This window comes from Caballeronia sp. S22, assembly GCF_964261745.1.
GTDB classification, from domain to species: Bacteria; Pseudomonadota; Gammaproteobacteria; order Burkholderiales; family Burkholderiaceae; genus Caballeronia; species Caballeronia jiangsuensis.
Genome location: NZ_OZ180039.1, coordinates 551,948 through 577,393, shown reverse-complemented (window position 1 = coordinate 577,393; position 25,446 = coordinate 551,948). Strand labels below are relative to the sequence as shown.

General features: G+C 62.5%; 25 protein-coding genes. 15 read left to right on the top strand and 10 right to left on the bottom strand.

Translation table 11 applies throughout. The features are described 5' to 3' along the window. The first annotated feature begins 40 nt into the window (after positions 1-40). Both ACEN42_RS34470 and ACEN42_RS34465 read left to right on the top strand, forming a co-directional pair. Complete coding sequence (locus tag ACEN42_RS34470; RefSeq protein ID WP_371883092.1) at positions 41-1,339, top strand: MFS transporter; 1,299 nt, start codon at positions 41-43, stop codon at positions 1,337-1,339. Between the two features lie 62 nt (positions 1,340-1,401). Beyond that, positions 1,402-2,160, top strand: a complete 759-nt coding sequence (locus tag ACEN42_RS34465; protein WP_371883091.1) for an SDR family NAD(P)-dependent oxidoreductase — start codon at positions 1,402-1,404, stop codon at positions 2,158-2,160. A 1-nt stretch (position 2,161) separates the two neighbouring features. Here ACEN42_RS34465 and ACEN42_RS34460 read toward each other — a convergent pair whose 3' ends face one another. After that, on the bottom strand, positions 2,162-3,274 hold the full coding sequence (locus ACEN42_RS34460; RefSeq protein WP_374191230.1) for an enolase C-terminal domain-like protein: 1,113 nt from the start codon (positions 3,272-3,274) through the stop codon (positions 2,162-2,164). Between the two features lie 38 nt (positions 3,275-3,312). After that, a complete protein-coding gene (locus tag ACEN42_RS34455) occupies positions 3,313-3,705 on the bottom strand; it encodes a tautomerase family protein (protein WP_371883229.1) in 393 nt (130 codons plus the stop codon). 104 nt (positions 3,706-3,809) lie between these two features. Here ACEN42_RS34455 and ACEN42_RS34450 point away from each other — a divergent pair, with 104 nt between their 5' ends. Further along, positions 3,810-4,700: a LysR family transcriptional regulator gene (locus ACEN42_RS34450; protein ID WP_371883089.1), complete on the top strand. Its 891-nt coding sequence runs from the start codon at positions 3,810-3,812 to the stop codon at positions 4,698-4,700. Positions 4,701-4,727: 27 nt separating this feature from the next. On the opposite strand, the gene ACEN42_RS34445 is transcribed toward ACEN42_RS34450, so the two are convergent. Continuing rightward, positions 4,728-6,119, bottom strand: a complete 1,392-nt coding sequence (locus ACEN42_RS34445) for a PLP-dependent aminotransferase family protein (protein WP_371883088.1) — start codon at positions 6,117-6,119, stop codon at positions 4,728-4,730. A gap of 381 nt (positions 6,120-6,500) precedes the next feature. Between ACEN42_RS34445 and ACEN42_RS34440 the strand changes: the two genes are divergently transcribed. Genes ACEN42_RS34440 through scpA form a run of 9 tightly spaced genes read left to right on the top strand, consistent with a single transcriptional unit; the run spans position 6,501 to position 15,140 of the window. Then, positions 6,501-6,983, top strand: coding sequence for an MSMEG_0572/Sll0783 family nitrogen starvation response protein (locus ACEN42_RS34440; RefSeq protein ID WP_016348771.1), 483 nt, complete (start codon positions 6,501-6,503; stop codon positions 6,981-6,983). Positions 6,984-6,988: 5 nt separating this feature from the next. After that, a complete protein-coding gene (locus tag ACEN42_RS34435) occupies positions 6,989-7,996 on the top strand; it encodes a Nit6803 family nitrilase (protein WP_371883087.1) in 1,008 nt (335 codons plus the stop codon). After that, complete coding sequence (locus ACEN42_RS34430; RefSeq protein WP_371883228.1) at positions 7,989-9,059, top strand: MSMEG_0568 family radical SAM protein; 1,071 nt, start codon at positions 7,989-7,991, stop codon at positions 9,057-9,059. Before ACEN42_RS34435 ends, ACEN42_RS34430 begins: the two co-directional genes overlap by 8 nt. A 1-nt stretch (position 9,060) precedes the next feature. Next, the gene (locus ACEN42_RS34425) at positions 9,061-9,621 is read left to right on the top strand and encodes an MSMEG_0567/Sll0786 family nitrogen starvation N-acetyltransferase (protein WP_187603297.1); all 561 of its coding nucleotides are present in this window, start codon (positions 9,061-9,063) and stop codon (positions 9,619-9,621) included. Then, positions 9,618-10,568, top strand: a complete 951-nt coding sequence (locus ACEN42_RS34420) for a sll0787 family AIR synthase-like protein (RefSeq protein WP_371883086.1) — start codon at positions 9,618-9,620, stop codon at positions 10,566-10,568. Before ACEN42_RS34425 ends, ACEN42_RS34420 begins: the two co-directional genes overlap by 4 nt. 21 nt (positions 10,569-10,589) lie before the next feature. Then, positions 10,590-10,874 carry an MSMEG_0570 family nitrogen starvation response protein gene (locus tag ACEN42_RS34415; protein ID WP_371883085.1) on the top strand — a complete coding sequence of 95 codons (285 nt, stop codon included), beginning with the start codon at positions 10,590-10,592 and terminating at the stop codon, positions 10,872-10,874. Between the two features lie 25 nt (positions 10,875-10,899). After that, positions 10,900-12,189, top strand: a complete 1,290-nt coding sequence (locus tag ACEN42_RS34410) for an MSMEG_0569 family flavin-dependent oxidoreductase (RefSeq protein ID WP_371883084.1) — start codon at positions 10,900-10,902, stop codon at positions 12,187-12,189. A 9-nt stretch (positions 12,190-12,198) separates the two neighbouring features. Continuing rightward, a complete protein-coding gene (locus ACEN42_RS34405) occupies positions 12,199-13,023 on the top strand; it encodes a Pnap_2097 family protein (protein WP_371883227.1) in 825 nt (274 codons plus the stop codon). Continuing rightward, the gene (gene scpA, locus ACEN42_RS34400; protein WP_371883083.1) at positions 13,020-15,140 is read left to right on the top strand and encodes a methylmalonyl-CoA mutase; all 2,121 of its coding nucleotides are present in this window, start codon (positions 13,020-13,022) and stop codon (positions 15,138-15,140) included. Before ACEN42_RS34405 ends, scpA begins: the two co-directional genes overlap by 4 nt. On the opposite strand, the gene ACEN42_RS34395 is transcribed toward scpA, so the two are convergent. The 3 genes from ACEN42_RS34395 to ACEN42_RS34385 all read right to left on the bottom strand — a co-directional run bounded on the left by ACEN42_RS34395 (position 15,137) and on the right by ACEN42_RS34385 (position 18,547). Then, positions 15,137-16,441: an MFS transporter gene (locus tag ACEN42_RS34395; protein ID WP_250487708.1), complete on the bottom strand. Its 1,305-nt coding sequence runs from the start codon at positions 16,439-16,441 to the stop codon at positions 15,137-15,139. The genes scpA and ACEN42_RS34395 overlap by 4 nt on opposite strands. Positions 16,442-16,702: 261 nt before the next feature. After that, entirely contained in the window at positions 16,703-17,446 is a 744-nt protein-coding gene (locus tag ACEN42_RS34390; RefSeq protein WP_371883082.1) for a GntR family transcriptional regulator, read from the bottom strand. Between the two features lie 123 nt (positions 17,447-17,569). Then, positions 17,570-18,547 carry a LysR family transcriptional regulator gene (locus tag ACEN42_RS34385; protein ID WP_371883081.1) on the bottom strand — a complete coding sequence of 326 codons (978 nt, stop codon included), beginning with the start codon at positions 18,545-18,547 and terminating at the stop codon, positions 17,570-17,572. Positions 18,548-18,656: 109 nt separating this feature from the next. Here ACEN42_RS34385 and ACEN42_RS34380 point away from each other — a divergent pair, with 109 nt between their 5' ends. From ACEN42_RS34380 to ACEN42_RS34370, 3 genes are all read left to right on the top strand, one after another. Beyond that, a complete protein-coding gene (locus ACEN42_RS34380; protein WP_371883226.1) occupies positions 18,657-19,391 on the top strand; it encodes an SDR family NAD(P)-dependent oxidoreductase in 735 nt (244 codons plus the stop codon). Between the two features lie 72 nt (positions 19,392-19,463). After that, a complete protein-coding gene (locus ACEN42_RS34375) occupies positions 19,464-20,063 on the top strand; it encodes an NADPH-dependent F420 reductase (RefSeq protein ID WP_371883080.1) in 600 nt (199 codons plus the stop codon). Positions 20,064-20,081: 18 nt separating this feature from the next. Continuing rightward, the gene (locus ACEN42_RS34370) at positions 20,082-20,498 is read left to right on the top strand and encodes a nuclear transport factor 2 family protein (protein ID WP_371883079.1); all 417 of its coding nucleotides are present in this window, start codon (positions 20,082-20,084) and stop codon (positions 20,496-20,498) included. A 27-nt stretch (positions 20,499-20,525) separates the two neighbouring features. On the opposite strand, the gene ACEN42_RS34365 is transcribed toward ACEN42_RS34370, so the two are convergent. The 4 genes from ACEN42_RS34365 to ACEN42_RS34350 form a co-directional block, all read right to left on the bottom strand. Further along, positions 20,526-22,058: a PHA/PHB synthase family protein gene (locus ACEN42_RS34365; protein WP_371883225.1), complete on the bottom strand. Its 1,533-nt coding sequence runs from the start codon at positions 22,056-22,058 to the stop codon at positions 20,526-20,528. 296 nt (positions 22,059-22,354) lie between these two features. Continuing rightward, positions 22,355-22,756 (bottom strand): phasin family protein, encoded by a 402-nt coding sequence (locus tag ACEN42_RS34360; protein ID WP_238287472.1) that lies wholly within the window; start codon positions 22,754-22,756, stop codon positions 22,355-22,357. A 175-nt stretch (positions 22,757-22,931) separates the two neighbouring features. Then, complete coding sequence (locus ACEN42_RS34355) at positions 22,932-23,777, bottom strand: DUF3667 domain-containing protein (protein ID WP_371883078.1); 846 nt, start codon at positions 23,775-23,777, stop codon at positions 22,932-22,934. A gap of 212 nt (positions 23,778-23,989) precedes the next feature. Next, positions 23,990-25,387 (bottom strand): FAD-dependent oxidoreductase, encoded by a 1,398-nt coding sequence (locus ACEN42_RS34350; RefSeq protein WP_371883077.1) that lies wholly within the window; start codon positions 25,385-25,387, stop codon positions 23,990-23,992. Positions 25,388-25,446 lie beyond the last annotated feature (59 nt).

The window sequence follows — 25,446 nt, the reverse complement described above, 5'->3', positions numbered from 1 at the left end:
TACTAGACACTCGACTGCGACAGCGCATTCGTCACCGAAGATGCTGACGATCGCCATAGCCAGTTTCATGGGAAGCGCCATTGAATGGTTCGACTTCTTTCTCTACGGAATCACCTCGGCGCTTGTTTTCGGCAAGCTGTATTTCCCCGGTGGAGATCCGTTGACCGGAACGCTTCTGGCATTCGGCACGTTCGCGGTCGGATTCATCGCACGGCCGTTCGGCGGCATCGTCGCGGGTCACCTTGGCGACCGTGTCGGACGAAAATTCGTGCTGGTCACGACGCTGCTCGCAATGGGCGTTTCGACCACGCTCATCGGTCTAGTGCCGTCGTACAACAGCATCGGACTCGCCGCGCCGATTCTCCTGATCCTGCTGCGCATCGTGCAAGGGTTGGCCGTAGGCGGCGAATGGGGAGGGGCCGCTCTGATCGCCGTCGAGCACGCAAACCCGAATCGCCGTGGCCTGTATGGCAGCTTCCCTCAGATGGGACTTCCCGCAGGGTTGTGTATGGCGGTGGGCGGGATGGAACTGGCTAGCCGCCTGCCCGAGACGGAGTTCCTCGCGTGGGGCTGGCGTATCCCGTTCCTGTTCAGCGCGGTACTCGTCGCGGTTGGTCTCGTGATCCGCCTCCGTATCGAAGAACCACCTGCTTTCAAGAAGGTGCTCGACTCCGACTCGACCGTCAAGCTGCCCATCGTCGAGGCGGTTCGCAGATTTCCGAGGGCGATCCTGATGTCCGCGGGACTTCGCTTTGCAGACAATATTCTGTACTACGTATTTACGACCTTCGGCCTGACTTACATGACGAGCCATCTCGCCTTGCCGCGAAAGACGGTGCTGGTCGCCATCCTGATTGCGGCCGCACTTGAACTGCTGACGAATCCGCTCTTTGGTGCGTTATCTGACAAGTTTGGTCGAAAGCAGATCGTGATCTTCGGCGCACTGGTCGCGGTGGTGGCGCCATTCCCGTTCTTTCACATGGTAGGAACCGGCAATCCGACGATGATCCTGCTTGCCGAGATCATGGTCATCACGATTGCTCATGCGGCCGTGTTCTCACCGATGGCTGCATGGTTCGCCGAAATGTTCAGCCCCGAAGTCCGTTATAGCGGGGTGACGATCGGATTCCAGTTGGGTGCACTGCTCGCCGGCGCGCCCACGCCGCTGATCGCCACGGCGCTGCTCGCAAAGTACGGTGACTACACCCCTGTGGCCATCTTCGCGATGATCGCGGCAGGCATCACGCTCGTCTGCGCCCTGTTCGCGAGGATCGTTCAGGAGCGCAGAGCGCCGTCAGCGGCGACCCTGATTCCAGCCAGCACGACGCAGGAAGGCTGACCGAACTAACGTCCGAGTCGCGAAGCAAGCGATCAATCGAAATTGAAATCCTGAAGGGACATATGTCTAACGAACTTTTTAACCTTGAAGGGAAGAGCGCTGTCGTGACCGGCGCGGGGCGTGGCCTTGGCGCGGACATCGCTTCTTTGCTCGCACAATCCGGCGCGCACGTCTATCTGCTCAGCAAGGATGCCCGAGAACTGGATCAGGTCGCCGCCCGCATCCACCGAAACGGTGGCGCATGCACGCCTGTCGTATGCGACCTCCTGAAAGACGATCAACTGGAGCGGGCGTTCAGCGAACTTCCCCGACTGGACATCCTCGTCAACAACGCGGGCACCAACGTCCCTGCGCGACTCGCGGACGTCAAAACTTCAGATCTGGATTTCGTGATCGGCCTGAACGTCAGAGCGACATTCCTGGCAACGCGCGCTGCCGTTCGCAAGATGCTCGAAGGAGAAGTAACCGACGACCGCGCCATCATCAACATATCGTCGCAGATGGGGCATGTAGGCGCGCCTGATCGATCCGTGTACTGCATGACGAAGCACGCGATGGAAGGGCTGACGAAAGCAGCAGCAGTCGAGCTTGCACCGAGGATACGCGTGAACTCGGTGGCGCCTACGTTCGTCGATACACCGATGACGCAGCCGTTCTTCGAGAACGAGCAGTTCAAACGCTGGGTCTTCGACCGCATCCCGATGGGCCGTCTGCTCTCGAGCGATCACGTCGCTGCGGCGGTGCTGTATCTCGCGTCTCCTGCCGCCGCGATGATCACCGGAACGAGCTTGCGTATCGACGGAGGATGGACGGCGCAGTAGATCAGCCGAACGCGAAACGGGACAGCGCCTCCTTATCGAAGTCGAACCCCGTTCCTGGCCGATCTGGAATCTCGATCAGGCCGTCTTTGACAGGAAACGGCGCCTCCAGGATCGGGTCGACCCAGTCCTGCCATTCGAGCCAATGGGCTGTCTCGGTAACCCGCAGAAGGTGCGCGGAAACTTCCGGATACAGATGACTCGAAACGTCGATGCCCAGTGCGCCCGCAATGGGTACCGAGCGAAGCCAGCCCGATACGCCGCCGATGCGCATCATGTCCGGCATCATGAAGGTTCCTGCCTTCGCCGTGACCGCACGCGACAGCGCACGCGGCCCGTAGAAATTCTCACCGAGGCAGAGCGGGGTCTTGAGCCTGGCCGCCAGGTCCGAATAGCCGTCGATGTTGTCGTAGGCGATGGGCTCTTCGAACCAGTAGAGCCCGAAATCGTCCAGTTCGTGGCAGCGGCGCACCGCATCTCCGAATCTCATGCCCTGATTGAAATCGACCATGAGTTTGATGTCGCCGCCCACCGCATGGCGGACCGCTTCGATGGCGTCGATATCCTGCTGCAATCGATCGCGCCCGAGCCGGAGCTTGATTGCCCCGAAGCCTCCTTCGGCGATCAGGGCAAGCGCTTCGTCGGCCAGCTTGCCGGTATCGGTGAGCCACAATGCGTTGCTGTTATAAGCGGGCACCGTGCCGATGTCCCCGCCCAGCAATCGCGCCAGCGGGAGATTCACCGCTTTCGCCAACGCGTCCCAGGCCGCCATATCCAGGCCCGCGATGGCGATCATCGCAAGACCTTCGTAACCGACCAGACTCAAAGACTTGCGCTCGGCCTGAAAATCGGACAAAGGCGCGATGCGCGTACCTTTCTTATTGGCCGCCAGGTCGCTCATGATCGATACGATGTACTTCATCGAATGAGCGAGGTACGGTTCGAGATAGCTGCATCCGCTTACGCCTTCGTTGGTCCTGAGCGTGATGGCGACGACCGGCCACTCCGAGAAGCTCCCGACCTTCGACACGATTGGTCGCTTCAACGGGATCAGCACGGGCTGTAACTCGAGCGAATGAAAGGTCAAATGCTCCAGTGGCTTCATATCGTCCTCCATGCTGACATTTTTCTTGGCCGGCTTATACCGATGCGAGGCTAATCCGCAGGCGCGTATTGCATTTCCCCGTTGCCGAACGACCAGTTCTCTCGTGCGACCTCGACCAGACTGATCCAGACATCTTCCTTGCGCAGTCCCGTCTTTGAAGAAATGCCGTTGGCGACGGCGGCGTAGAAAGCCTTCTTGACATCGATCGAACGACCGATATTCCAGGTGATCTGGATGAAGACAATCGACGGAGAGTAGGAGATGCCGAGATAGCCATCGGCCGGATAGACGAGTTCGTCGGCGTCGTGTCGGGTGACGATCTGAAACTTGTCGTTGGCAGGGACGCCGGCGATCGGGGTCATCGCCTCGTAGACGGTGTCGCTGACAGCCTGAACGACGGCGGGTGCCGCGGCTTTCGAAAGATCGATTCGGACGAGTGGCATAGTGGCCTCAAAACGAGAGTGCGTGATAACGCCCACTAGGCTAGACTCAATCAATGCTTTCCAAAAGCGAATATTCAGACTACTTTGAATGACGGAATGGAATAATGATCGAGGAACTGAAATCTTTCGTGACGGTGGTCGAGGAAGCCTCTCTGACGCGTGCCGCACAAAAGCTGTGCGTGACGCAGTCGGCGGTATCGAAGCGCATTCAGCGACTGGAAGATGTGCTCGGCGCGCAACTGCTCGACCGCAATTCCAAACCGCCGCGTGCAACTGCGCTTGCGCATCGTATTCACGAGCATGCCGTGCCATTGCTCGCTGCCTTCGACCGGCTGATGAATGTCACCCGGGAAGACGGAGATCCCTCGGGAAAGCTGCGTTTCGGTTTGCCGCAGGGTATCGCCGACATCGTCCTGTTCGATGCGCTGACCGCGCTCGGGGATGCATTTCCGGCGCTCGACGTGACGCTCAAGTCGGACTGGAGCCCCGGTCTGCTTCGTCTGCTCGACGCGGGCGAACTGGATGCCGCCGCAATTCTGAGTCCGAAAGGCAGACAACCCGCGGACGAATACGTGCGCCGACGCGTCTCGACCATCGAACTGGTCGTCGTGCAAAGTAAAAGGCGCCCGCTGGTTTCGAGTCGGGCGACGCTATCTGCCATCGCGGACGGTGGATGGATCCTGAACCCGGAAGGATGCGGTTATCGGGCGGCGCTGCAACACGCAGTCGAAGCGGCCGGCTACGCGTTGCGCGTCAAAGCGGATACGCACGGCAGTGAAATGCAATTGCAGCTCATCGCCTCAGGCTTGGGATTGGGTCTGGTTCCGCGAAGTGTGCTGACTCATAGTGCGTGGCAGCGGCGGCTCGAAGTCGTGAAGGTCGCACGCTTCGCGCCTCAGCTAGACGTGTGGCTTTTGCATCCGCCTCACCTCGGGAATCTCAGCCGCGCGGTGGCGTGCCTCGGAGACAGGATGGAAGCGTCATTCAAGTCTTGAGGCCTCCGTCCCGATTCTCCAGACGGCTCAAAGCGTCGGCATATGCAGATGATGCGGATCGCCCATCATGTCGGCGACGCGTCTTAACGCTTCGCGGCAATCTTCCCGGTTCTGAGGTCCGCCGAGACACAAGCGCAGCGCATTCGGCGGATTCCCGTCCGCGGAAAATGCGGCACCGGCCACCGCGCCGATGCCTTGCGTCCGCAACTGGAGAGCCAGTTCCGGCGCACTCCAGTCACACATCGAAGGCACGGGCAGCCAGAGATGAAACCCGTGCGGGTCGGCGTCGAACGCGAGGCCTCGAAGTTCGTCCGAGGCGATCGCCTGTCGGGCCGATGCCTCTTCGCGAATAGCCTCGAGAACGTCCGACGCCGTACCGTCGTTGACCCATTGGGTCGCGAGGAGGACCGTGAAGGGACTCGGCATGACCGTCGTCGCACGCAATGCGCCCGCGATCCGCTGCGTCTGCCGCAGCGTCGGCGCCTTGAGATATGCCACGCGCAACCCCGCACCCAGCGTCTTCGATAAACCCGTCACGTGATACGTCAGTTCGGGCGCGAGTTCCGCGAGCGTGGCGGGCGCATCGAGAGGCAACATGCCGTAAGGCTCGTCTTCGATGATCGGCACGTTGTAACGCAAGGCCACGTCGGCAAGGGCTTCGCGCCGCTGCCGCGTCAAGGTCAATGTGCTCGGATTCTGCAGCGTCGGATTGCAGTAGAACGCTCCCGGTTTCTCCGTCTTGCACAACGCCTCGAACGCATGCGGCAACGGTCCTTCGTCATCGCGGGCGAGAGCCTGCAAGCGCACGCCCAGTTGCGAAGCAATCGCCTTGATCCCGGGATAAGCGAGCGAATCCAGACAGATGATCTCGCCCGGCCGCGCAAGCTGCGACACCAGCGCAACGAGCGCGCCATGAATACCCGGACAAACGAGCACGTTATCGACATCGCAATCCGGAACGCGCTTCCGAAGCCATTCGCGTCCCGCCGCGCGATCCGCCGCCGTGCCGCCGAAATCCTGATAGCGCAACAACTGGAACGGATCGGCACGCTCCATCAGGCTCGCCGCCGACGCGCGCAGTCGCGCTGCCACGAGCGGTGGTTCCGGCGGCATGTTCATCGACATCTCGACACTGCCGCCCCCGGCGAGCGGCAACGTCTGCGTCCTGCCGCGCGCGAAGGTTCCGCTGCCCGCGCGCGCATCGAGCAGGCCGCGCTTGCGCGCTTCCGCGTAAGCACGCGCGACCGTCGTGTAGTTGAGGCTGAGCAGGTCGGCGAGATCGCGCAGACCGGGCAATCGATCACGCGGCCGCAATCGTCCGGTCGCAAGGTCCTCTTCGATCAGATCGGGAATCGTCAGATAAGCGGGCTTTCTACTCTCTTCGAGCTTTCTGATCCAGTGATGCGCCGGCTGATTCATGACCGCGATGTCCTCGGCAAAGGTTCGATTCACCTTAGCATGACAAATCAATCAAAAGAAAAGAGATCGCATGCGCCGATCGCAGTTGATTGCATTGATCGCTTTTATGCACGGCTTCGGTGTGCTACGCACCACGCACAGGAACCGCTGCGCTGAAAGTGTGCGCGCATCGCTCATGCGAGGCTCCCGCGTATGACAGCGACAGCCCGCCCGGATTGGCCTGCACGAAAATTTTTCGCGTCGCGCATGCAAGTTCGTTTTGCTTGATTGCAAAGTGATTGCATTTTACGGGCCAATCATTGGCATATCCGTTGCGTTTGAGCGTTCGCCGTCGCGATGAAACGAGACGGTAGAGACGTGAACCCAACATCGGAGAATGCCATGCCCGCAGTCAATCAACCGCTTCACAAGAACGGCGACTATCTGGTCGACTACGAAGAGAAAGTATTCGAAGACGTGAAGGCCGAACCTGGCGAGAAAGCGCTCGTCACGTTTCATACGGTTGCATTCGAAGGCTCGATCGGCTTCGTGAATCTGCTGCAAGCCACGCGTCTGCAACGCAAGGGCTTCGATACCTCCGTGTTGCTCTACGGACCGGGTGTGACGCTCGGTCTGCAACGCGGCTTCCCGACGCTCGGCGACGAAGCGTTCCCCGGCCATCTCAACTTCAACAAGCAACTGCAGAAGTTCATGGCCGAAGGCGGGAAGGTCTACGCATGCCGCTTCGCATTGCAGGCGCTCTACGGACACGGCGAGGCGTCGCTCATCGAAGGCATTCGTCCGATCAACCCGCTCGATGTGCTCGATCTCCAGCTGCTTCATCGCAAGGAGAACGCGCTCGTCATTCATACGTGGACCGTGTGACGATCATGGCCGATGCCCTGACGACGAAGCGCGTCGTGCGCGCCGCCGCCGTGCAGATCGCGCCGGATTTCGAGCGCCCGAACGGCACGCTCGACCGCGTCTGCACGGCCATCGACGAAGCCGCCGCGAAAGGCGTGCAGCTGATCGTGTTTCCCGAGACCTTCGTGCCGTATTACCCGTACTTCTCGTTCGTGCGCGCACCGGTTGCCTCGGGCGCGGATCACATGAAGCTCTACGAACAGGCGGTTGTCGTGCCGGGTCCGGTCACGCAGGCGGTCGCGGAACACGCGCGGCTCGCGAACATGGTGGTCGTGCTCGGCGTGAACGAGCGCGATCACGGCAGCCTCTACAACACGCAGCTCATCTTCGATACCGACGGCCGCCTGCTGCTCAAGCGCCGCAAGATCACGCCGACCTTCCACGAACGGATGATCTGGGGACAAGGCGATGCCGCGGGGCTGAAGGTCGCCGAAACGCGCGTCGGACGTGTGGGCGCGCTGGCGTGCTGGGAGCATTACAACCCGCTCGCGCGGTACGCGCTGATGACGCAGCATGAAGAGATTCATTGCAGCCAGTTTCCCGGCTCGCTGGTCGGCCCGATCTTCGCCGAGCAGATCGAAGTGACGATCCGGCATCACGCGCTGGAGTCGGGCTGCTTCGTCGTCAATGCGACGGGCTGGCTGACCGATGCGCAGATCGAAGCCATCACGCCCGATCCGAACCTGCAACGCGCGCTGCGCGGCGGCTGCAACACGGCGATCGTCTCGCCCGAAGGCCAGCATCTGGCCGAGCCGCTGCGCGAAGGCGAAGGCATGGTGATCGCCGATCTCGACATGGCGCTCATCACCAAGCGCAAACGCATGATGGATTCGGTCGGCCACTACGCGCGGCCCGAGCTGCTGAGTCTCGCGATCAACGACCGGCCCGCCACGCCCGTCACTTCTTTCAAGGACACCTACGACGATGAGCGCAAGAGAGAACCTGCCGGCGTCGAGCCGGCAATTGATGACTGAGCTTCAGTCGAGCGGCCTGCGGCTGGTCGATCCGCGCGCCGGCGTGTCCAGCCGGCGCGGCGGCGCGGGGCCATCGGATCACAAGGCGGTTACCGTCGATGGCGTGACCATCATGGTGCCCGTGCATACGAGCACGGCATGGGATTCGCCGTTCGTCGCGGGCCAGCCGGACGCGAACGGCAACAGCCCGCTGATGCGCAACACGATCCCGATCGCGAGCATCAGCTTTCCGAAGGCGCCGCGCTTCTACGCGATGCAGACACTCGACGGCGTGCCGTATTCGCACATCGCGACGCTGCACAGTGCCGACGTGCTCGCGACGACCGTGCTGCAAACCTGCATCCGTTACGAAAGCCGCCGAAAGTCGTGCAAGTTCTGCGCGATCGGGCAATCGCTCGCGGCGGGCCGCACCATCGCGCGCAAGACACCGGAGCAGCTCGCCGAGGTGGCGCGCGCCGCCGTGTTGCTCGACGGCGTCAAGCACATGGTGCTGACCACCGGCACGCCGCCGACGCCCGATCGCGGCGCGCAGATCCTCTGTGAGAGCGCGTTCGCGATCAGGGCAGCCGTCGATCTGCCGATTCAGGCGCAGTGCGAGCCGCCCGATGACAACCGCTGGTTCGAGCGCATGAAGGCGAGCGGCATCGACACGCTCGGCATGCATCTCGAAGCGGTGACGCCCGCGGTGCGCGAGCGCATCATGCCGGGCAAGGCGAGCGTGCCGGTGTCGCGTTACATGGAAGCGTTCGAGGCGGCGGTCGCGGTGTTCGGGCGCGGGCAGGTGAGCACGTACATCCTCGCGGGACTCGGCGACAGCGCGGACGCCATCGTCGATATGGCGCGCGATCTGATTGCGCTCGGCGTGTATCCGTTCGTCGTGCCGTTCGTGCCGATCAGCGGCACGCCGCTCGAAGATCATCCCGCGCCCACACCTGACTTCATGCGCTCGGTGCTGGCGCCGATCGGCGCGATGCTCGCGCAGGCGAACATGCGTTCCGCCGATATCAAGGCGGGCTGCGGCAAATGCGGCGCGTGTTCGTCGCTATCTTCGTACGAGGTGTGACATGTTCGTCGAAGCCATCGAGGGCGATGCGTTCGAGCTCGACTACACGCCGGTCGAATACCGCGTGAAGTGGGCGACGCTGCCGTGGGAAGAGGATGAAGCGTACAAGCTGCGGCGCGCGGTGTTCTGCATCGAGCAGGGCGTGTTCGTCGGCGACGATCGCGACGAGATCGATGAGCGCGCGCAACTGCTGGTCGCGCTGAGTTGCGTCGCAGGCATGCCGGAACAGGTGGTCGGCACCGTGCGCATTCACGAGACGGAGCCGGGCGTGTGGTTCGGCTCGCGGCTCGCAGTGCACGCGGCCTTCCGCTCGCACGGCAAGATCGGCTCGACGCTCATCCGGCTCGCGGTATCGAGCGCGCATGCGCTGGGCTGCGAGACTTTTCTCGCGCATGTGCAGGCGCAGAACGTGCCGCTCTTTCGCCGTCTGCGCTGGGACACGCAGCAGGAGGAAACGCTCTTTGGCCGCCCACATCATCTGATGCGCGCGCAACTCGACGCGTATCCGCCATGTATCACCCCGCAAAGCGGTTTCGTCGCGCTGGCGCGGAGGCTGCCGTGAACGCGCTCGCCGGACTGGTCGAACGCCTGCGCGAGAGTCGCGGCTTTCGTCACAAGCGCGATATCTCGCATGTGCTTTCGCGTCTTCCTTCGAACGCGCAATCCGTGGCGATCGGCGATGACTGCGCCGCGATCCCCGATGGCGATGGTTATCTGCTCTTCGCAATCGAAGGCATGGTGAGCGATTTCGTTCATTCGATGCCGTGGTTCGCAGGCTACAGCGGCGTCATGGTGAACGTGAGCGACATCTACGCGATGGGCGGCCGCCCGCTCGCCGTCGTCGATGCGCTGTGGAGCGGCAGCGCGGACGCCGCAGGCGACGTGCTCGCCGGCATGGCGGCGGCATCGGAGGTGTATGGCGTGCCGGTCGTCGGCGGGCACAGCAACGTGCGCAGCGACGGCGCGCAACTCGCGGTGGCGATCGTCGGGCGAGCGCGCAAGCTGCTGACCAGTTTCGATGCGCGCCCCGGCGACGCGCTCGTGATGGCCGTCGATCTGCGCGGCAGGTTCGAGGAGCCGTATCCGTTCTGGAACGCATCGGTGGGATCGCCCGAAGGCCGTGCTCGCGCCGATTTCGAACTGTTGCCCGCGCTCGCCGAAGACGGTCTGTGCGATGCCGCGAAGGACATCAGCATGGCGGGCGCGCTCGGCACCGCATTGATGCTGCTCGAATGCTCGGAAGCGGGCGCGCGCATCGATCTCGATACATTGCCGCGTCCCGCCGATGTCGATATCGAACGCTGGCTCACGGCGTTTCCGAGCTTCGGTTTCGTGCTTTCCGTGCGTCGCGAGCATGTCGGCGAGGTGCTGGCGCGTTTCGCCGGGCGCGATCTCGCGAGTGCGGTGATCGGTGAAGTCGATGATTCGCGCGATGTAGTCGTGACGCGCGGCGACGAGACTGCCTTGCTGTGGAACTTTCGCGAGGAACCGTTCATATGTGCGCGATGAACCCATAACGGAGGCTCGGACATGCCTGTCATGCACTTTCGAATTCGCTGGCCGGATGGCGTCGAGGCGAACTGCTATTCGCCCTCGACGGTCGTCGGCGAGTACTTCGCGGCGGGCGAGAGCTATGCCGTCGGCGACTTCGTCGCGCGCTCGCGCGAGGCCCTCAGCATCGGCTCCGAGCGCGTGCGCGAGAAGTACGGCTTCGCGTGCTCCGCGGCGCTCGATCAGCTTGCACGTATCGAAGAGGACGCGGGACGGTTCAGCGAGGCGCACGATGCGCGCGTGACCGTGCTCGCGCTCGATTGACCCATTTGTCGAAGAGGAAGCGGATATGTCGAACATCGAATCCACTCAGGCCGCGCCGGAGCATGTCGGCGTGATCGTCATCGGCGGCGGCCAGGCCGGGCTCTCGGTCAGCTACTTTCTGCAACAGGCGAATATCGGGCATCTCGTGCTCGAAAAGCACAGCGTCACCCACACGTGGCGCACTCAGCGCTGGGACACGTTCTGTCTCGTCACGCCCAACTGGCAGTGCGCGCTGCCGGGCCATGCATACGACGGCCCGGACCCGCACGGCTTCATGAAGAAGGACGAGATCATCGCCTATCTCGATGCATTCATCGCCAAGGTGAACGCGCCGGTGCTGGAAGGCGCGGCAGTCACGCGGGTAACACGTGACGCCAATGGGGGCTACGTCGTGCAAAGCACGCGCGGAACGTTTGCGGCCGATCAGGTGGTCGTCGCGTCGGGCGGCTATCACACGCCGATCGTGCCGCGCATGGCGGAGCGCCTGCCGCAGAGCATCGTGCAGATGCAGTCGTCGGAATACCGCAACGCCGACGCGCTGCCACCCGGCGCGGTGCTCGTCGTCGGCTCGGGGCAGTCCGGCGCGCAGATCGCGGAAGATCTGCACCTGTCGGGCCGCAAGGTGCATCTCGCGGTCGGCGAGGCGCCGCGTTGCGCGCGCTTCTATCGGGGCCGCGATGTCGTCGACTGGCTGGCCGACATGCGCTATTACGACATGCCGGTGACCGATCATCCGCTGCGCGAAGGCGTGCGCGACAACACCAATCACTATGTGACGGGCCGCGACGGCGGACGCGACATCGACCTGCGCCGCTTCGCGTCCGAAGGCATGGAACTGTTCGGGCGGCTGGAGGACTTCCGCGATGGAAAACTGCGCTTTGCCCCGAACCTGCGCGCCAACCTCGACGATGCCGACGACACGTATAACCGCATCAACGCGAGCATCGACGGTTTCATCGAGAAGCATGGTATCGATGCGCCGGCTGCCGCGCGGTACGAGCCGCTGTGGCATCCGCCGGGCGAACGCGCGGAACTCGATCTGCAGGCGAGCGGCATCGCGTCCATCGTGTGGTGCATCGGCTTCACGCCGGACTTCGCCTGGCTCGACGCGCCGGTGTTCAACGGGCGCGGATATCCGGCGCATATGCGCGGCGTGACGGCGGTTCCGGGCATCTATTTCGTCGGTCTCCCGTGGCTGCATACGTGGGGCTCGGGACGCTTCTCCGGCGTCGCGCGCGACGCGCAGTACATCGTCGACGCGATCTGCGCGGAGCGCTCGAACGTGCCCGATCATGTGTCGATTGCGTGCGCGTGAAGAAGCATGATGCCTCGCCACGACGACACTTACCGCGCCGGCATGCCGCAACTCAACTACGCGGGCCTGTCCGAAAACTGGCTGCTCAAGGAATGCGGCGACCGGCACTGGGGCGCACTCGCGCAAGCCACCGGCAGCGATTTCGTCGCCGATGAAGGCACGCGCGCCTATGCCGCGTTCACGTCGATCCGGCTGCGCGCGCACGGCATGCACGAGGTGCGCGAGAACGACGCGTTGCGCATTCGCACCGAGCTTGCGCGGATCGGCGCGGCGCGGCATGTCAGCGAGCATCGCGTGGAGCGTGAACATGGCGCGATCGCCTCGCTGTCGATGATGTCCACGTTCGTGCGGCGCACCGAGGCGCGCAACAACCGCTCGGTCGCGCGCGCGAGCTTTGCGAAAATGAAGGGCGACATTGCGCCGATGAACGCGGCGATCACCGACATGCAGGAGGCCGCGCGCGAACTGCGTCTGCGCGAAGCGGGGCCGCGCATCGCCGAAATGGGCGTGCACGCGGCGGACTGCGCGCCGGTCGAGTTTCTGCCGTGCCCTTACAACGATTTCAACGGTGCGGACTTCCTCTATTTCGCGAGCTTCCAGGGCTTTGTCGATCGCGCGGAATGGCAGACCTGGCGTCTCGCGGATACCCCCGCGCTGGTTTCGCGCGAACTGCACTATCACGGCAACATCGATGTCGGCGAGCGCTTGCGGCTGACGTTCCGGCGCGCGTTCGTCGACGAGACGCGCGTCGCGCACTGGTGCGAGATCGAACGCACGAGCGACGGCAGGAAGATCGCCGATGTCCTCACGCACAAGGCACGGAGGCGCGCATGAGCCGTCCGCGACGCGTTCCATTGAAGCCGCTCTACACGTCGGGGGATCTCGACGGCATCGGGCATCTCGGTTCGCAACCCGGCGCGCAACCATTCGTGCGCGGACCGTATGCGTCGATGTACACGTCGAAGCCCTGGACCATTCGCCAGTACGCCGGTTATGCGGACGCCGCGGATTCGAATCTCGCGTTTCGCAAGGCGCTCGCTCGCGGGGCGCAAGGCCTGTCCGTGGCCTTCGATCTGCCCACGCAGCTCGGCTACGATTCCACCGATCACGAAGCACGCGCGGACGTCGGCCTTGCAGGCGTGGCGATCGATACGGTCGAGGACATGGCGCGTCTTTTCGAAGGCATCGCGCTCGATCGCGTGTCCGTCTCGATGACGATGAACGGCGCAGTGCTGCCGGTGCTCGCCGCTTTCATCGTCGCGGCCGAAGAGCGCGGCATTGCGAGGGATTCGCTCTCGGGAACGGTGCAGAACGACATTCTCAAGGAATTCATGGTGCGCAATACGTATGTGTTCGCACCGGAGCCGTCGATGCGCATCGTCGCGGATGTCGCGCAGTTTCTGAATGAACACATGCCGCGCTTCAAGGCGCTTTCCGTGTCGGGCTATCACTTTCAGGAAGCGGGCGCGGATGCTTCGCTGGAACTCGCGCTCACGTTCGCGAATGCCCGCGAATATCTTCGCGCGTTGCGTGCGCGTGGGCTGGATGCCGATGCCGTTTGCGAGCAACTGAGCTTTTTCTTCGGCGCCGGAACGGACTTTTATACGGAGATCGCGAAGTTGCGCGCGGCGCGCCTGCTGTGGTCGGGAATCGCGGCGCAAGAGGGTGCGAGCACGCCGAAAAGCCGCGCGTTGCGCATGCACTGTCAGACTTCGGGCTGGTCGCTCAGCCCGACGCGCACGCATAACAACATCGTGCGCACGACCGTCGAGGCGATGGCTGCGGTGTTCGGCGGAACGCAGTCGCTGCACACGAATGCGCATGACGAGGCGCTTGCGCTGCCGTCCGCATCGGCGTCGCAACTTGCACGCGACACGCAACTGATCCTTCAGCACGAAATGGGCTTGTGCGACGTGATCGATCCGTGGGCCGGCTCGTACATGATGGAATCGCTGACGACGGATCTCGCCGGGCGGGCGCGCGAGATGATCGATGAAATCGAGGCGGGCGGCGGCCCGCGCGAGGCGATCCGCACGGGCTGGGTTCGGCAGCAGATTCACGCAAGCGCGGCGGCGACGCAGGCGCGCATCGATATGGGAGAACAGATGATCGTCGGCACTAACGCCTTTGCGGCAATCGAGGCCGATGACGATGTTCCCGAATGCGTCGCGATCGATGGCGAGCGTGTGCGCGTGCAACAGTCGCGCAGAATCGCCGACGTCAAGCGCCGACGCGACGAATATCGCGTGAGCACCACGCTCTCGGCGTTGACTCGCGCCGCACACGACGATGCCGGCAACCTGCTTGCACTTACGATCGACTGCATGCGCGCGCGGGCGACAGTGGGTGAGTGTACGCGTGCCCTTGAAGCAGTTTGGCCGCGCTATGTGCAGCCATCGGGCGTTACGTCGAATGCGTATGGAACACAATGCGCAGAGGACGAGGCATGGCATGCGGCGAGCGCACAGGTTGCGCGACTCGCGAAGAAGCTGGGCAGAAAACCGCGCCTGCTGATGGCGAAACTCGGACTCGACGGACACGATCGCGGCGCGAATGTGGTGGCGGCGGCGCTGAAGGACGCGGGCTTCGATGTTGCGATGACCGGCCTGTTTGCTTCTCCGACGCGTGCAGCGAGATTTGCAGCGGAAGAAAGATGCGACGTGATCGGCATTTCGTCGCTTGCGGGAGCGCATGGAAGTCTGATGCTTCAATTCATGCGCGAGCTTGGAGAAACCGACGTATGTGCGCCGGTCGTCGTCGGCGGGATCGTGCCGGATAAAGACGCGCGTTCTCTACGGAACATGGGCGTGGCAGAAATCTTCGGACCGGAGACAACCGTACACGAGATCGTCGCGCGGCTCGTGCGGTTGATCGAAACGAGCCGCTTCGGTGCGTCGGCCCGGCCAAGACGCGTCACTGATCTAGACCCGGGAGCGCTACGGTTGACTTAGGTCCGCTGCACGGTGGTCCCTACTGCCTGACGCCGGGCGCCGACCGACCGTGCGATGGCTGTTCCGATCGCGAGCACTAGAAGACATGCGGTAGGAACAAGCATCGGCGCAGTGTGGCTCTCGCTGATCTTGCCGACATAGGGCATGAGGTTTTGGCCAAAGAAACCTCCAAGATTTCCGATGCAGTTGATGGCCGCAACACTCGCTGCGGCTCGGGCACCCGAGAAGAAGCGCGGCGGAAGCGACCAGAAGCACGGATACAGCAAAGGAATACACGCCCCGCCGAGGCACAGAGCAATGAAGCGAAGGGAAACGGTTGGCAATACCAGGCTCGAAGCGAAGCAGACGACTCCAACGCCCGCAACGACGGTCATCGCTCGCAGGACAACGCGCTCTCGTTTGAGCTTGCCCGGCAGCCACAGCAGGAGCAAGGCTGCCAGTGCCCACGGAATCATGTTGAGCAGACCGTTGACCGTCGACGAGACGCCATAGCTTTTCACCAGTGTAGGCATCCAGTAGGTCACGCCATAAAGTGACGTCGACATCAGCATGTAGGTCGCAGCAAACATGAGAACCTTGGGGTCGATGAATGCAGCCCAGGGATGCGACGCCTTCGCCTCGGTAGGCGCCTCCCTTTGAAAAGCGGCCAGTACAATCTCCTTCTCCGCTTGCGAGAGGAATGGCGCGACTTGGACCGAGTTCGGAAGATACTTCAGCGCGACAAAGGCGATGAGGATGGCCGGAATGCCGGTTGCGATGAACACCCACTGCCAGCCCTGCAAATCCCACGTGCCGCCGAGCGAAAGCAGCAGACCACCGACAAGCGACCCCAGCATGTTGGCCAGTGCGCTACCCAGGGTGAAGAACCCGAGCACCCGCGTTCGATAGCTCTGCGGGAACCATTGCGTGAGGTAGTAGATGACGCCAGGATAGAAGCCGGCCTCAGCTACGCCGAGCGCGAACCTGTAAAAGTAAAACAGGGGCAGCGACTTCGTGAAAGCGAGCAAGACAGTGATGATGCCCCACGTAATCATGATTCGCGCAAGCCATGTACGCGCTCCAAAGCGGTGGAGCGCCAAAGTGCTCGGCACCTCGAACAGCAGATAACCGATGAAAAACAGTGATGCGCCAAAACCGTAGGCCGCCTCGGTCATCCCCAGCGCCTGCACCATTTCAAGCTTTGCGAATCCGACATTTTGCCGGTCGATGAACGCGATGAGGAACATCACGATGAGCAGCGGCATGAGTCGCCACGCCATCTTTCTCATCACATGCTGTTCAGAAATCGGAATCGAATCCATGTACCCCCCAGAAATGTCGCCTGCGACACCGGTCCCTCGCGGAGATGGCCGGTAGCATCCAGTGCAAGATATAAACATATATATCTTTATATCTCTGGATGATGCCGGTGAACTATGAGGTGTTACCCGAACGATGCGGGGTGCTGCCGGAGCGCGAACATAAGTCGGTCAGGCGCAGAAAGGCACGCACGGGTTGCGCGTAAAGCCGGGAGAACGTTGTCTGTCAAGGAGCCCGCGCTCGGGCGGGCTAGAGAGGGAGGGTTACCGGATTTCTACCTGATATTGGAACCCTGTCGCGGAACCTCGCGTTGTGCGCCATTCTATCGGTGTTCCGGCGAAGTCCAGCGCCACTCGATTGACCATGATCACGGGGCTGCCGACGTCAACGTGAAGTGTCGCCGCATCCTCTTGATTGGCCTGTTCAACGGTCAGGGTTTCAGTAGCCGATGCGACTATCTGCCGGCAAGCCCGCTCGTAGAGGGGATACATAAGGTTCCCGAAGTCGTCGAGCGGAAGGGTCGCCAACGCATCGAAGCGGGGTCGGGCGAGCCAGATTTCCTCGCGGAGAACCGGTTTCGAATCGATGAGACGCACTCGGGACAGGTGGATGCTCTTTTCAGTCGGCTCCATCTGGAGCGCATCGCGGATCGCCTTGTTCGGCTTCACGATCTCACGCTTCAAAACTCGGCCGATCGGCTGGACCGGCTGGCCGTCCGCCGATTTGAACCGAAAGAAACGAAAAAGAGATGAATCGAACCGCGGTCGACGCACGAACGTTCCTTTCCCTTGCGTGCGCGTGACGACGCCTTCTGCTACGAGCAGTTCGATGGCTTTGCGTAGCGTACCGATCGAGACGACATAGGCTTCGCAAAGGTCGGCCTCGGTCGGTAGCGCCTGCTCGGGCGTCCATTCCCCATTGGCGATTCGACGCACGAGGTCGTCGCGGATCAGCTGATAGCGCGGAAGCCGTAGGTCGGCGTTAGCGTGGAAGGAGGCCGTGTTCATGATTCATATAGTTAACCACAACTCTAGCTCTCCGTGTGAATCACAGCACTTAGCGCGGGTTAATCCCCCGACGGATCAGGACGAGTCCGCGCCATTCAACTCACGATTCGCTGGTTTCGGGGTTTAAGAGTGTCGCTTGCGCGTCGCAGGCCTTCGGGCTTTTTTGCCCTTGGTTGAGACGGAGCGCTGGCTGCCATCTTTCGGCAAGCGCCGAGGATCGCCAAGGAGTTCGACCAGCCGTGTCTCGCATTCGGAAAACGAGTATCCGCGCCGCTGCGAGACCACGAAGGTGAGGGGGCGCATGTGCCATGCGCGCCGTTGAAGTTCGACAAGGCTTCCATTCACGAGGTCTTCCGCAACGATGTGATGCGGCATGTGCCCCCAGCACAGGCTTCCCCTGAGCAGATCGTGCTTCGCGCCGAGGTCATTCACTCGCCATTGGCGTTCGCTGGCAACCCCCTGTTGTGTCTTTTCTGCATCGGGCTGATTGTCGGTTACGACGAGCTGGATGTGCCGGCCAAATTCCTCCCGCGGGATCGCCCCCGTGATTGCGGCCAGCGGATGCGACGGCGCGCAAACGGTCACCATGCGCGCTTCACATAAATGCTGCCTTTCTATGGTGCCTGGGCTCAACTCCGGCACGTCGGTGATCGTCACTGCCAATGCGCACGTGCCTTCGAGAACCAGACGCTCGCCGCCTTGCATCGTCGTCATGCGCAGATTGATTGCAACCGTCGGAAAGTCGGCCTGCAGGGTACGCAGGCATTCGATCAAATGCGCACGCGCAAAATAGGTATCCACGGCAACCGAAACCTGTGGAACCCCGGCCTCGGCGATCGACGCCGCGCGCATCTTCATTTCCTCGGTGCGTGAGATCACCCCGCGCGCATCGGGCAAGAGGCTGCGGCCCGCGGCCGAGAGCGTCGCTTTCCGAGTATTGCGCTCGAACAGCATCACGTCAAAGGCACTCTCGAGCGCGTTGATCGCGTGACTGATCGCCGACTGTGCACGCCTCAGCTCCCGTGCAGCCCCGGAAAAGCTTCCCTGGTCGCACACGGCGACGAAGGCCCGAAGTTGATTGATGGTGACGTTGTCGAGCATGGATAGATATCTAAAAAGTAGATGGCATTTATAGATATTCAGTCAATTGGCTTCATGAAACAAGAGTCTCAGAATGGTGTTCGTCACTTTTGTTTCGAGGAAGCACGACATGAACAGACTGAATGGAAAGACCGCTGTGATCACCGGCGGCGCTACCGGCATCGGCCGCGCCGCGGCAAAGCGCTTCATCGAGGAGGGCGCCTTCGTCTTCATCTTCGGCCGCCGGCAGGACGCGCTCGACGCCGCTTTGGCCGACCTTGGGCCCAATGCCCGCGCGGTGAAGGGCTCGGTCTCGGATCCGGCTGACCTCGATCGACTCTATGCGGCGGTGAAGGCCGAGCGCGGAACCCTCGACATCGTCTTCGCCAATGCCGGGGCGGGAAGCCAGCTTCGGCTAGGCGAGATCACCGCCGGGCACATCGACGAAACCTTCGACACCAATGTGAAGGGTTCGATCTTCACGGTCCAGCAGGCGCTGCCGCTAATGGGCGAGGGCGGTTCGATCATCCTGACCGGATCGAGCGCCGGCACTACGGGCGCCCCGGGAATGAGCGCCTACAGCGCGAGCAAGGCCGCAGTGCGCAACCTCGCGCGGACCTGGGCGGAGGACCTGAAGGGCACCGGCATCCGCGTAAATGTGCTGTCGCCCGGGGCGACGGCCACCGAACTCGCGAAGGAGGCGCTGGGCGAGGAAGGCCAGAAGGCTTTCGCCTCGATGACGCCGCTCCAGCGGATGGCCGATCCGGCTGAGATCGGAGCGGTGGCCGCCTTTCTCGCGTCGCCGGACAGCAGCTTCATGACCGCCAGCGAGGTCGCCGTCGACGGCGGCCTTGCGCAACTCTGACACGCCGCGCCCTGCCGATCACTCCATTCGATACTCGCGGCCCGCAGGGCGTTGCAAACCAAAGGAGAAAAAATGAGCTACGCAATTATTGGTTTCGGCAAGATCGGCCAGGCGCTTGCCAAGGCGTTTGCCCGAAGCGGCATCGAAGTATGCGTCGCGACCACTCGCGACCCGGAAAGCTTTGCCTCCGCTGCGGCCGCCATCGGACCCACGATCGTTCCAACGAAACTGGCTGACGCGGTCAAGGCGGACGTTGTCTTCCTGGCTGTCCGCTTCGAGTCGCACCGGGATGTCGCGAAGGCGTTGCCGAGCTGGCAGGGGAAGACCATCGTCGATGTGACCAATGCCTACGGCGTGCCGCCCGAGGAGCTGGGAGGACAAGCTTCGTCCAGGTTCGTCGCGCAGGCCTTCGCTGGTGGAAGGCTGGTCAAGGGCTTCAATCATCTGGGCGCCGCGGTCCTCGCGCAAGACCCGGCCGTACATGGTGGGAGGCGAGTCGTGTTCCTGGCGAGCGACGATGACGGCGCCGCAGCGGAGATTGGTGCGCTTGCGGAAGATCTCGGTTTCTCGCCCATCGGACTTGGCGGACTTTCGGAAGGTGGACTGCTCGTGCAGGGGCGCGGAAACAGCTGGGGTCAACTGATCTTCAAGGACCTGGTCAAGTTCGACTGATGAAATGGAGAGAATTCGATGAGCACCGAAGAGAATGTCCGGATCGTGAAGGATTTTTTTGCAGCAATCGGCCGCGGCGATGAGCAAGCTCTGCTGGCGTTGGCTGCCGAAGATATCGAGTGGATCATTCCGGGCGAGGACTGGCCGCTGGCTGGCACGCATCGCGGGCACGCGGCATTGGCGAACGTGCTTCAGAAGGCTTCGAACGAGGTGGAAATGACATACCCGGAGCCCCCCGAATTCGTCGCGCAGGGAGACCGGGTTCTGGTCATCGGCGTCGCTACGGGCAAAATCAAAGCGACGAATAAGACGTTCAAGGACGATTGGGTCTTCGCCATTACCGTTAGAAATGGCAAGCCCGCGAACATCCGGGAATATATCGATACGCAAGCCCTGGCGCGGGCCAGCGAGACGGACGCGACCGCTGGATTCTGACCCGGCTTTCGGCGTGTTTATGAATGCTCAGGCGACCGTTGCCTCCGGTGGATGCTTCGCAACATAACGTCCCGGCGCGGGCTCGATCGGCGCGAACTTCGAGCTGCCCAGCTTCTTCGGCGCGGCGACCTGCTCGCCCGCGTACGTTTGCAGCCACTTGCTCCAGTGCGTCCACCAGCTTCCCGGCTGCGAAGTGGCCGAGTCGAGCCACGCTTCTGGATCGTCGCCGAGCTTGCCGTCGATCCAGTAGGAGCGCTTGTTCTTCGATGCAGGATTGATCACGCCCGCGATATGTCCGCTCGCGCCGAGCACGAACTGCGTCTCGCCGCCCAGGAGACGCGTCGACTGATACGCGCCCTTCCACGGCACGATGTGATCCTCCTGCGTCCCGAAGATATAGCTCGGCATGTCGATGCGCGCGAGATCCACCGGCGTGCCGCACATGGTGAGCCGCCCCGGCTGGCAAAGATTGTTCTCGAGATACATGTTGCGCAGATACCAGGCGTACATCGGCCCGGGCAGGTTGGTGCCGTCGGCATTCCAGTAGAGAAGGTCGAACGCCTGCGGCGCGCCGCCCTTGAGGTAGTTGTCGACGACATACGGCCAGATCAGGTCGTTCGCACGCAGCGTCTGGAACACGAAGCCCAGTTCGCCGCCCGAATAAATCCCGCCGCGCCCGATGGTCTGCTCGCGCTGCGTGACGCCCGCCTCGTCGATGAACACGCCCAGGTCGCCCGGATCGCTGAAATCGAGCATCGTCGTGAGCAGCGTGAGGCTCGCGACCGGATCTTCGCCGCGCGCGCGCAATACCGCCAGCGCCGACGAAAGAATCGTTCCGCCGACGCACCAGCCGACCGCATTGACCTTGTCGGCGCGGCTGATCGCCTGGCCCACTTCGATCGCCTTGATCGCGCCGCTCTCGATGTAGTCGTCCCAGGTGATGTGGCCCAGTTCCTTGTCGGGGTTTCGCCACGACACGAGGAACACGGTCTGCCCCTGTTCGCACGCGAAGCGCACGAACGAATTCGCCGGCTGCAGGTCGAGGATATAGAACTTGTTGATGCATGGCGGCACGATGACGAGCGGCCGCTCGGCAACCTTCTCCGTGAGCGGCGCGTACTGGATCAGTTGAAACAGTTCGTTCTCGAATACCACCGACCCCTTCGAGACCGCCACATTGCGCCCGACTTCAAAGGCACTTTCATCCGTGATGGAGATGCGTCCGCGCCTGAGGTCTTCGAGCAGATTCGCGAACCCCGTGCGCATGCTCTTGCCCTGCGTCTCGATCGCGGTTTGCATCGCCTCCGGATTGGTCACGGCGAAATTGACCGGACTCATCGAGTCGATGAACTGGCGCGCGTAGAAACGCAGCTTGTGCTTCTCCTTCGCGTTGATATCCGCGGCTTCGACCATGTCGTTGAGCAGCTTCGAATTGAGCAGATAAGTCTGCTTGAGGAGGCTGTACCAAGGATTGTCGTGCCAGGAATCCGACTTGAAGCGGCGGTCGCCGCGCTCCGGCTCAATGGCGGGCGCCGGCTTCTGGCCGGTCGCGCTCGCCATCATGCCCGCATAGAGCGCCATCTGCTGCTGCCAGTAATGCGCCTGAGCCTGCGCGAGCGCCAGCCCGGGCAATGTCCTGCCGGACGCCGAACGCGAGTCGGTCGTGTTGCCGGCGACGCCCATATAGGCTTCCAGCAGCGTCTGCCCGGATTTGAAAAACCCCCGGACGAACTCCTCCGGCATGTTGAACGGCGAGGCCATGTTGTCTCCCTGGGGTCATCGTCAAAAGCACGCCGCGCGCCTTGTCATCAGACAGGGCGCGCCGAGGTGCAGCATTCCGACTGGACGAAACCGCGCTATTTTCGCTGCAGCATCTTCTTTATTTCGTCGACGTGCTCGTTGGCGCGCTGCGTGATGTTCGCCATCGTGTCGGCCTGCGACTTGCGTGCGATTTCCGCGAGATCCTTGATGTCTTCGAGCGCTTTCACGCAGGCATTGCGCACGAATTCGTTTTGCTTGCCCGGATCGCTGATGCCGGTTTTCGCCGCTTCCTGAATGTCCTGCATCGCGCGCGTGAGCATGTCGGTCTGCTTGCGGGCGAGTTGCTGCATGGACTCGTACGCGGTCTTGTTCGCTTCGACGATAGCCTCGATGTCTTTCTTGCGCGATTCGACCAGTGCCGACATGTCGACGCCGGGCACCTTGAACTGTTCGAGCATCCTGGTCAGATCTTCGAAGGGATTCTTTGGGTCAGCCATGACTGTCTCCTGGGTTGTTTGTGTGATGCGGAGGGCTCGGATCGCGATGCTGGATTCGCGGAACGCTCGTGCGGTTCGCCGGCTTGGTGGCGGCGTCGAGAACCGGGCCTCGCGGACATCACTTTACGCCGTCCGGGCGCAGCGTGCTCCGCGCTTTGCACAAGATGTTCCGTGGTTACGCCGTGTATAGCGTGATGAGAAAGATCGCGAATCGGTAGCCTAGAACGATGAGGCCGGCCGTCAGCGCCAAAGTTGCCGCTTTAAGGAGCCTTGTCATGCCGTGCGAGCCGAAGACTGGCTTCAAAGCCAGGAACACATAGCCGCCGCAGAGGCTTAGATTGAGGATCGAAAGAAGGTTGTCGACGACGGGTGAATCGAGTCCGAGGCCGCCAAGATGGACCTCGATGGCCGCGACGCCGAGCGCGAGCGAGAACAGCAACAGCAGGAACGCATAGAGATGGAGCGAGAAATAGACAAATGTGACGAATGGCTTGCGCGCGCGGAGGAAGGTCATCCACAACAGCAGCGTGAACGGAATCACCATGAGAATAATGAGTGACTTGGCGTTGAGCACCGCCGCACGGTCGAAAATGGACGTGTACTGGGGCAGGTCCGTCCGTAGTTTCGCGACGCGTTCGGCCACCAGCGACCGCGCGAGCGGACTCCAGTCCTGAAGATAAAGATGGGACTGCAGCGTCGAGCCGAAGACCTGAGTGTCGGTCAGCGACTGCATCGCGAAGAAGAACGCGTTGGCGATGAGGAACAGCTGGAACGGCGGCACGTAAGGCATGCGCTTTCCGTTCAGATGCGCGACCGTCAGCTCGCCGGGATGACGTAGCAAAATCCAGATCGTGCGAAGCAGGCGCCCGTCGATGGTCGTCGCCGCGTGCAGGAGCTTCGCTCCGATCCCGCGCAGGGTCAGGTCGGGAGGCCGGAGCGGGCTCTCGCCGCACATCGGGCAGAATGGTGTGGTGACGTGATTGGCGCACGTCGGACATATCCAGGGTTCGGTCGCAGACATGACGTCCTCCGTTGGACCGCTCGTACACATGGACTAACAGAGTCGATCGTGAGCCCTGCGGTCGTATCATCTGCGCGATGCAGCGACGTATCCCACCCGTCAAGGGGGCGCCACGGGCTGTGCGCCATAGAAGCAGTTTAGACGACGAACAGCTCGGCACATGCTGCGGACAGGCGCGGTAGCTCGGATTCCCGAGCCACCGCGCGCCGCTACTACGCGGCGCGCTCAGGCAGCCTGGACAGCAGTGGCCCGAGACCTTCGGCAATCGTCAAATGGGAAATCACGGCATCGCGGAGCTTCGGATACGGAAGTTCCGCGATCATCGCCGTCTGCACCGCGGCCAGCACTTCTCCCGCTTCGGAGCCGATCATCGTGAAGCCGAGAATGCGGTCGTCTTCCGCGCCGACGAGCACCTTCATGAAGCCCTGCGTTTCGTCGGTCGCTTCGGTTCGCAGCACACTGCTCATCGGTAGCGTGGCGACGCGCGTGGCGATTCCCTCGCGCCGCGCATCGGTTTCGCTCAGGCCGACGCGCGCGAGCGGCGGATCGGTGAACAGCGTGTATGGAATCAGCCGGTCGCCGGTGCTGCGATGTCCGCCCGCCATGTTGTCGCGCACGATGCGGAAGTCATCGACGGAAACATGCGTGAATTGCGGGCTTCCCGCGACCTCGCCAATTGCCCACACATCGCGCGCCGACGTTTGCAGCCGATCGTTCACGCGGATATAGCCGCGCTCATCCAACTGGATGCCTGCCAGCTCCAAGCCGATATCGACCGTGTTCGGAATGCGCCCGGCCGCGACCAGAATGTCGCTGCCCTCGATGGCCTGCTCGCCCGAAGGCGTGCGCACGGCGACGCGCACCTGCGTACCCGAGTGCCCTTCGACACGGATCGTCTGCGCGTCCAGCACGACGTCGATCTCTTCCGCGCGAAGTATGCGCAGCATTTCGTCGCCGATGTCCGCGTCTTCGCGCGCCATCAGTCGGGCACCGCGCTCGATGATCGTCACGCGGCTGCCGAAGCGCCGATACGCCTGCGCCATCTCGACGCCGATATAGCCGCCGCCCATCACGATCAGATGCGATGGCGCGCGATCGAGATCCAGCGCGCCGATGTGCGTCAACGGATCGGCCGACGCCAGGCCCGGCACATCCGGAATCGCGGCATGCGTGCCGACATTGACCACCACCTGATCGCCGCCGAGCGTGCGGGTGCCGCCGTCATTGAGCTGCACCTCGATGGTCTTCGGCCCGACAAACTGTCCGACGCCCATGATCAGCTCGGCGCCGCTCGATGCATACGCCTGCACGTGAAACGCGGCTTCCCGTTCGACCATGCCGCGCTTGCGATCGCGAACCTTCGCCATATCCACGGCGACGGCTCCCGTCGCTACGCCGAAATCGGCGGCATGCCGCGTCAGATGCGCCACGCGCGCGCTCCAGATTTCATTCTTGCTGGGCAGACACGCGACGGCGGGACACGAGCCGCCCACCCACTGCCGCTCGACCACGGCCACGCGCTGCCCCGAGCGCGCCAGATGCCACGCCAGAAGCTTGCCGCCCTGACCACTACCGAGAATCAACGTATCGAACTGTTCGATCTGAGACATGACCTTCTCCCAATCAGCTAACGGATGAATCGATGTGGAGCGGACGGATCCGCTCGCGA

Excerpts from the sequence above, each read along its gene's own strand:
- ACEN42_RS34470 (WP_371883092.1), top strand. The coding sequence starts at position 41 with ATGCTGACGATCGCCATAGCCAGTTTCATGGGAAGCGCCATTGAATGG.
- ACEN42_RS34465 (WP_371883091.1), top strand. The coding sequence starts at position 1,402 with ATGTCTAACGAACTTTTTAACCTTGAAGGGAAGAGCGCTGTCGTGACC.
- ACEN42_RS34460 (WP_374191230.1), bottom strand. The coding sequence starts at position 3,274 with ATGGAGGACGATATGAAGCCACTGGAGCATTTGACCTTTCATTCGCTC.
- ACEN42_RS34455 (WP_371883229.1), bottom strand. The coding sequence starts at position 3,705 with ATGCCACTCGTCCGAATCGATCTTTCGAAAGCCGCGGCACCCGCCGTC.
- ACEN42_RS34450 (WP_371883089.1), top strand. The coding sequence starts at position 3,810 with ATGATCGAGGAACTGAAATCTTTCGTGACGGTGGTCGAGGAAGCCTCT.
- ACEN42_RS34445 (WP_371883088.1), bottom strand. The coding sequence starts at position 6,119 with ATGAATCAGCCGGCGCATCACTGGATCAGAAAGCTCGAAGAGAGTAGA.
- ACEN42_RS34440 (WP_016348771.1), top strand. The coding sequence starts at position 6,501 with ATGCCCGCAGTCAATCAACCGCTTCACAAGAACGGCGACTATCTGGTC.
- ACEN42_RS34435 (WP_371883087.1), top strand. The coding sequence starts at position 6,989 with ATGGCCGATGCCCTGACGACGAAGCGCGTCGTGCGCGCCGCCGCCGTG.
- ACEN42_RS34430 (WP_371883228.1), top strand. The coding sequence starts at position 7,989 with ATGACTGAGCTTCAGTCGAGCGGCCTGCGGCTGGTCGATCCGCGCGCC.
- ACEN42_RS34425 (WP_187603297.1), top strand. The coding sequence starts at position 9,061 with ATGTTCGTCGAAGCCATCGAGGGCGATGCGTTCGAGCTCGACTACACG.
- ACEN42_RS34415 (WP_371883085.1), top strand. The coding sequence starts at position 10,590 with ATGCCTGTCATGCACTTTCGAATTCGCTGGCCGGATGGCGTCGAGGCG.
- ACEN42_RS34410 (WP_371883084.1), top strand. The coding sequence starts at position 10,900 with ATGTCGAACATCGAATCCACTCAGGCCGCGCCGGAGCATGTCGGCGTG.
- ACEN42_RS34405 (WP_371883227.1), top strand. The coding sequence starts at position 12,199 with ATGCCTCGCCACGACGACACTTACCGCGCCGGCATGCCGCAACTCAAC.
- scpA (WP_371883083.1), top strand. The coding sequence starts at position 13,020 with ATGAGCCGTCCGCGACGCGTTCCATTGAAGCCGCTCTACACGTCGGGG.
- ACEN42_RS34395 (WP_250487708.1), bottom strand. The coding sequence starts at position 16,441 with ATGGATTCGATTCCGATTTCTGAACAGCATGTGATGAGAAAGATGGCG.
- ACEN42_RS34390 (WP_371883082.1), bottom strand. The coding sequence starts at position 17,446 with ATGAACACGGCCTCCTTCCACGCTAACGCCGACCTACGGCTTCCGCGC.
- ACEN42_RS34385 (WP_371883081.1), bottom strand. The coding sequence starts at position 18,547 with ATGCTCGACAACGTCACCATCAATCAACTTCGGGCCTTCGTCGCCGTG.
- ACEN42_RS34380 (WP_371883226.1), top strand. The coding sequence starts at position 18,657 with ATGAACAGACTGAATGGAAAGACCGCTGTGATCACCGGCGGCGCTACC.
- ACEN42_RS34375 (WP_371883080.1), top strand. The coding sequence starts at position 19,464 with ATGAGCTACGCAATTATTGGTTTCGGCAAGATCGGCCAGGCGCTTGCC.
- ACEN42_RS34370 (WP_371883079.1), top strand. The coding sequence starts at position 20,082 with ATGAGCACCGAAGAGAATGTCCGGATCGTGAAGGATTTTTTTGCAGCA.
- ACEN42_RS34365 (WP_371883225.1), bottom strand. The coding sequence starts at position 22,058 with ATGGCGAGCGCGACCGGCCAGAAGCCGGCGCCCGCCATTGAGCCGGAG.
- ACEN42_RS34360 (WP_238287472.1), bottom strand. The coding sequence starts at position 22,756 with ATGGCTGACCCAAAGAATCCCTTCGAAGATCTGACCAGGATGCTCGAA.
- ACEN42_RS34355 (WP_371883078.1), bottom strand. The coding sequence starts at position 23,777 with ATGTCTGCGACCGAACCCTGGATATGTCCGACGTGCGCCAATCACGTC.
- ACEN42_RS34350 (WP_371883077.1), bottom strand. The coding sequence starts at position 25,387 with ATGTCTCAGATCGAACAGTTCGATACGTTGATTCTCGGTAGTGGTCAG.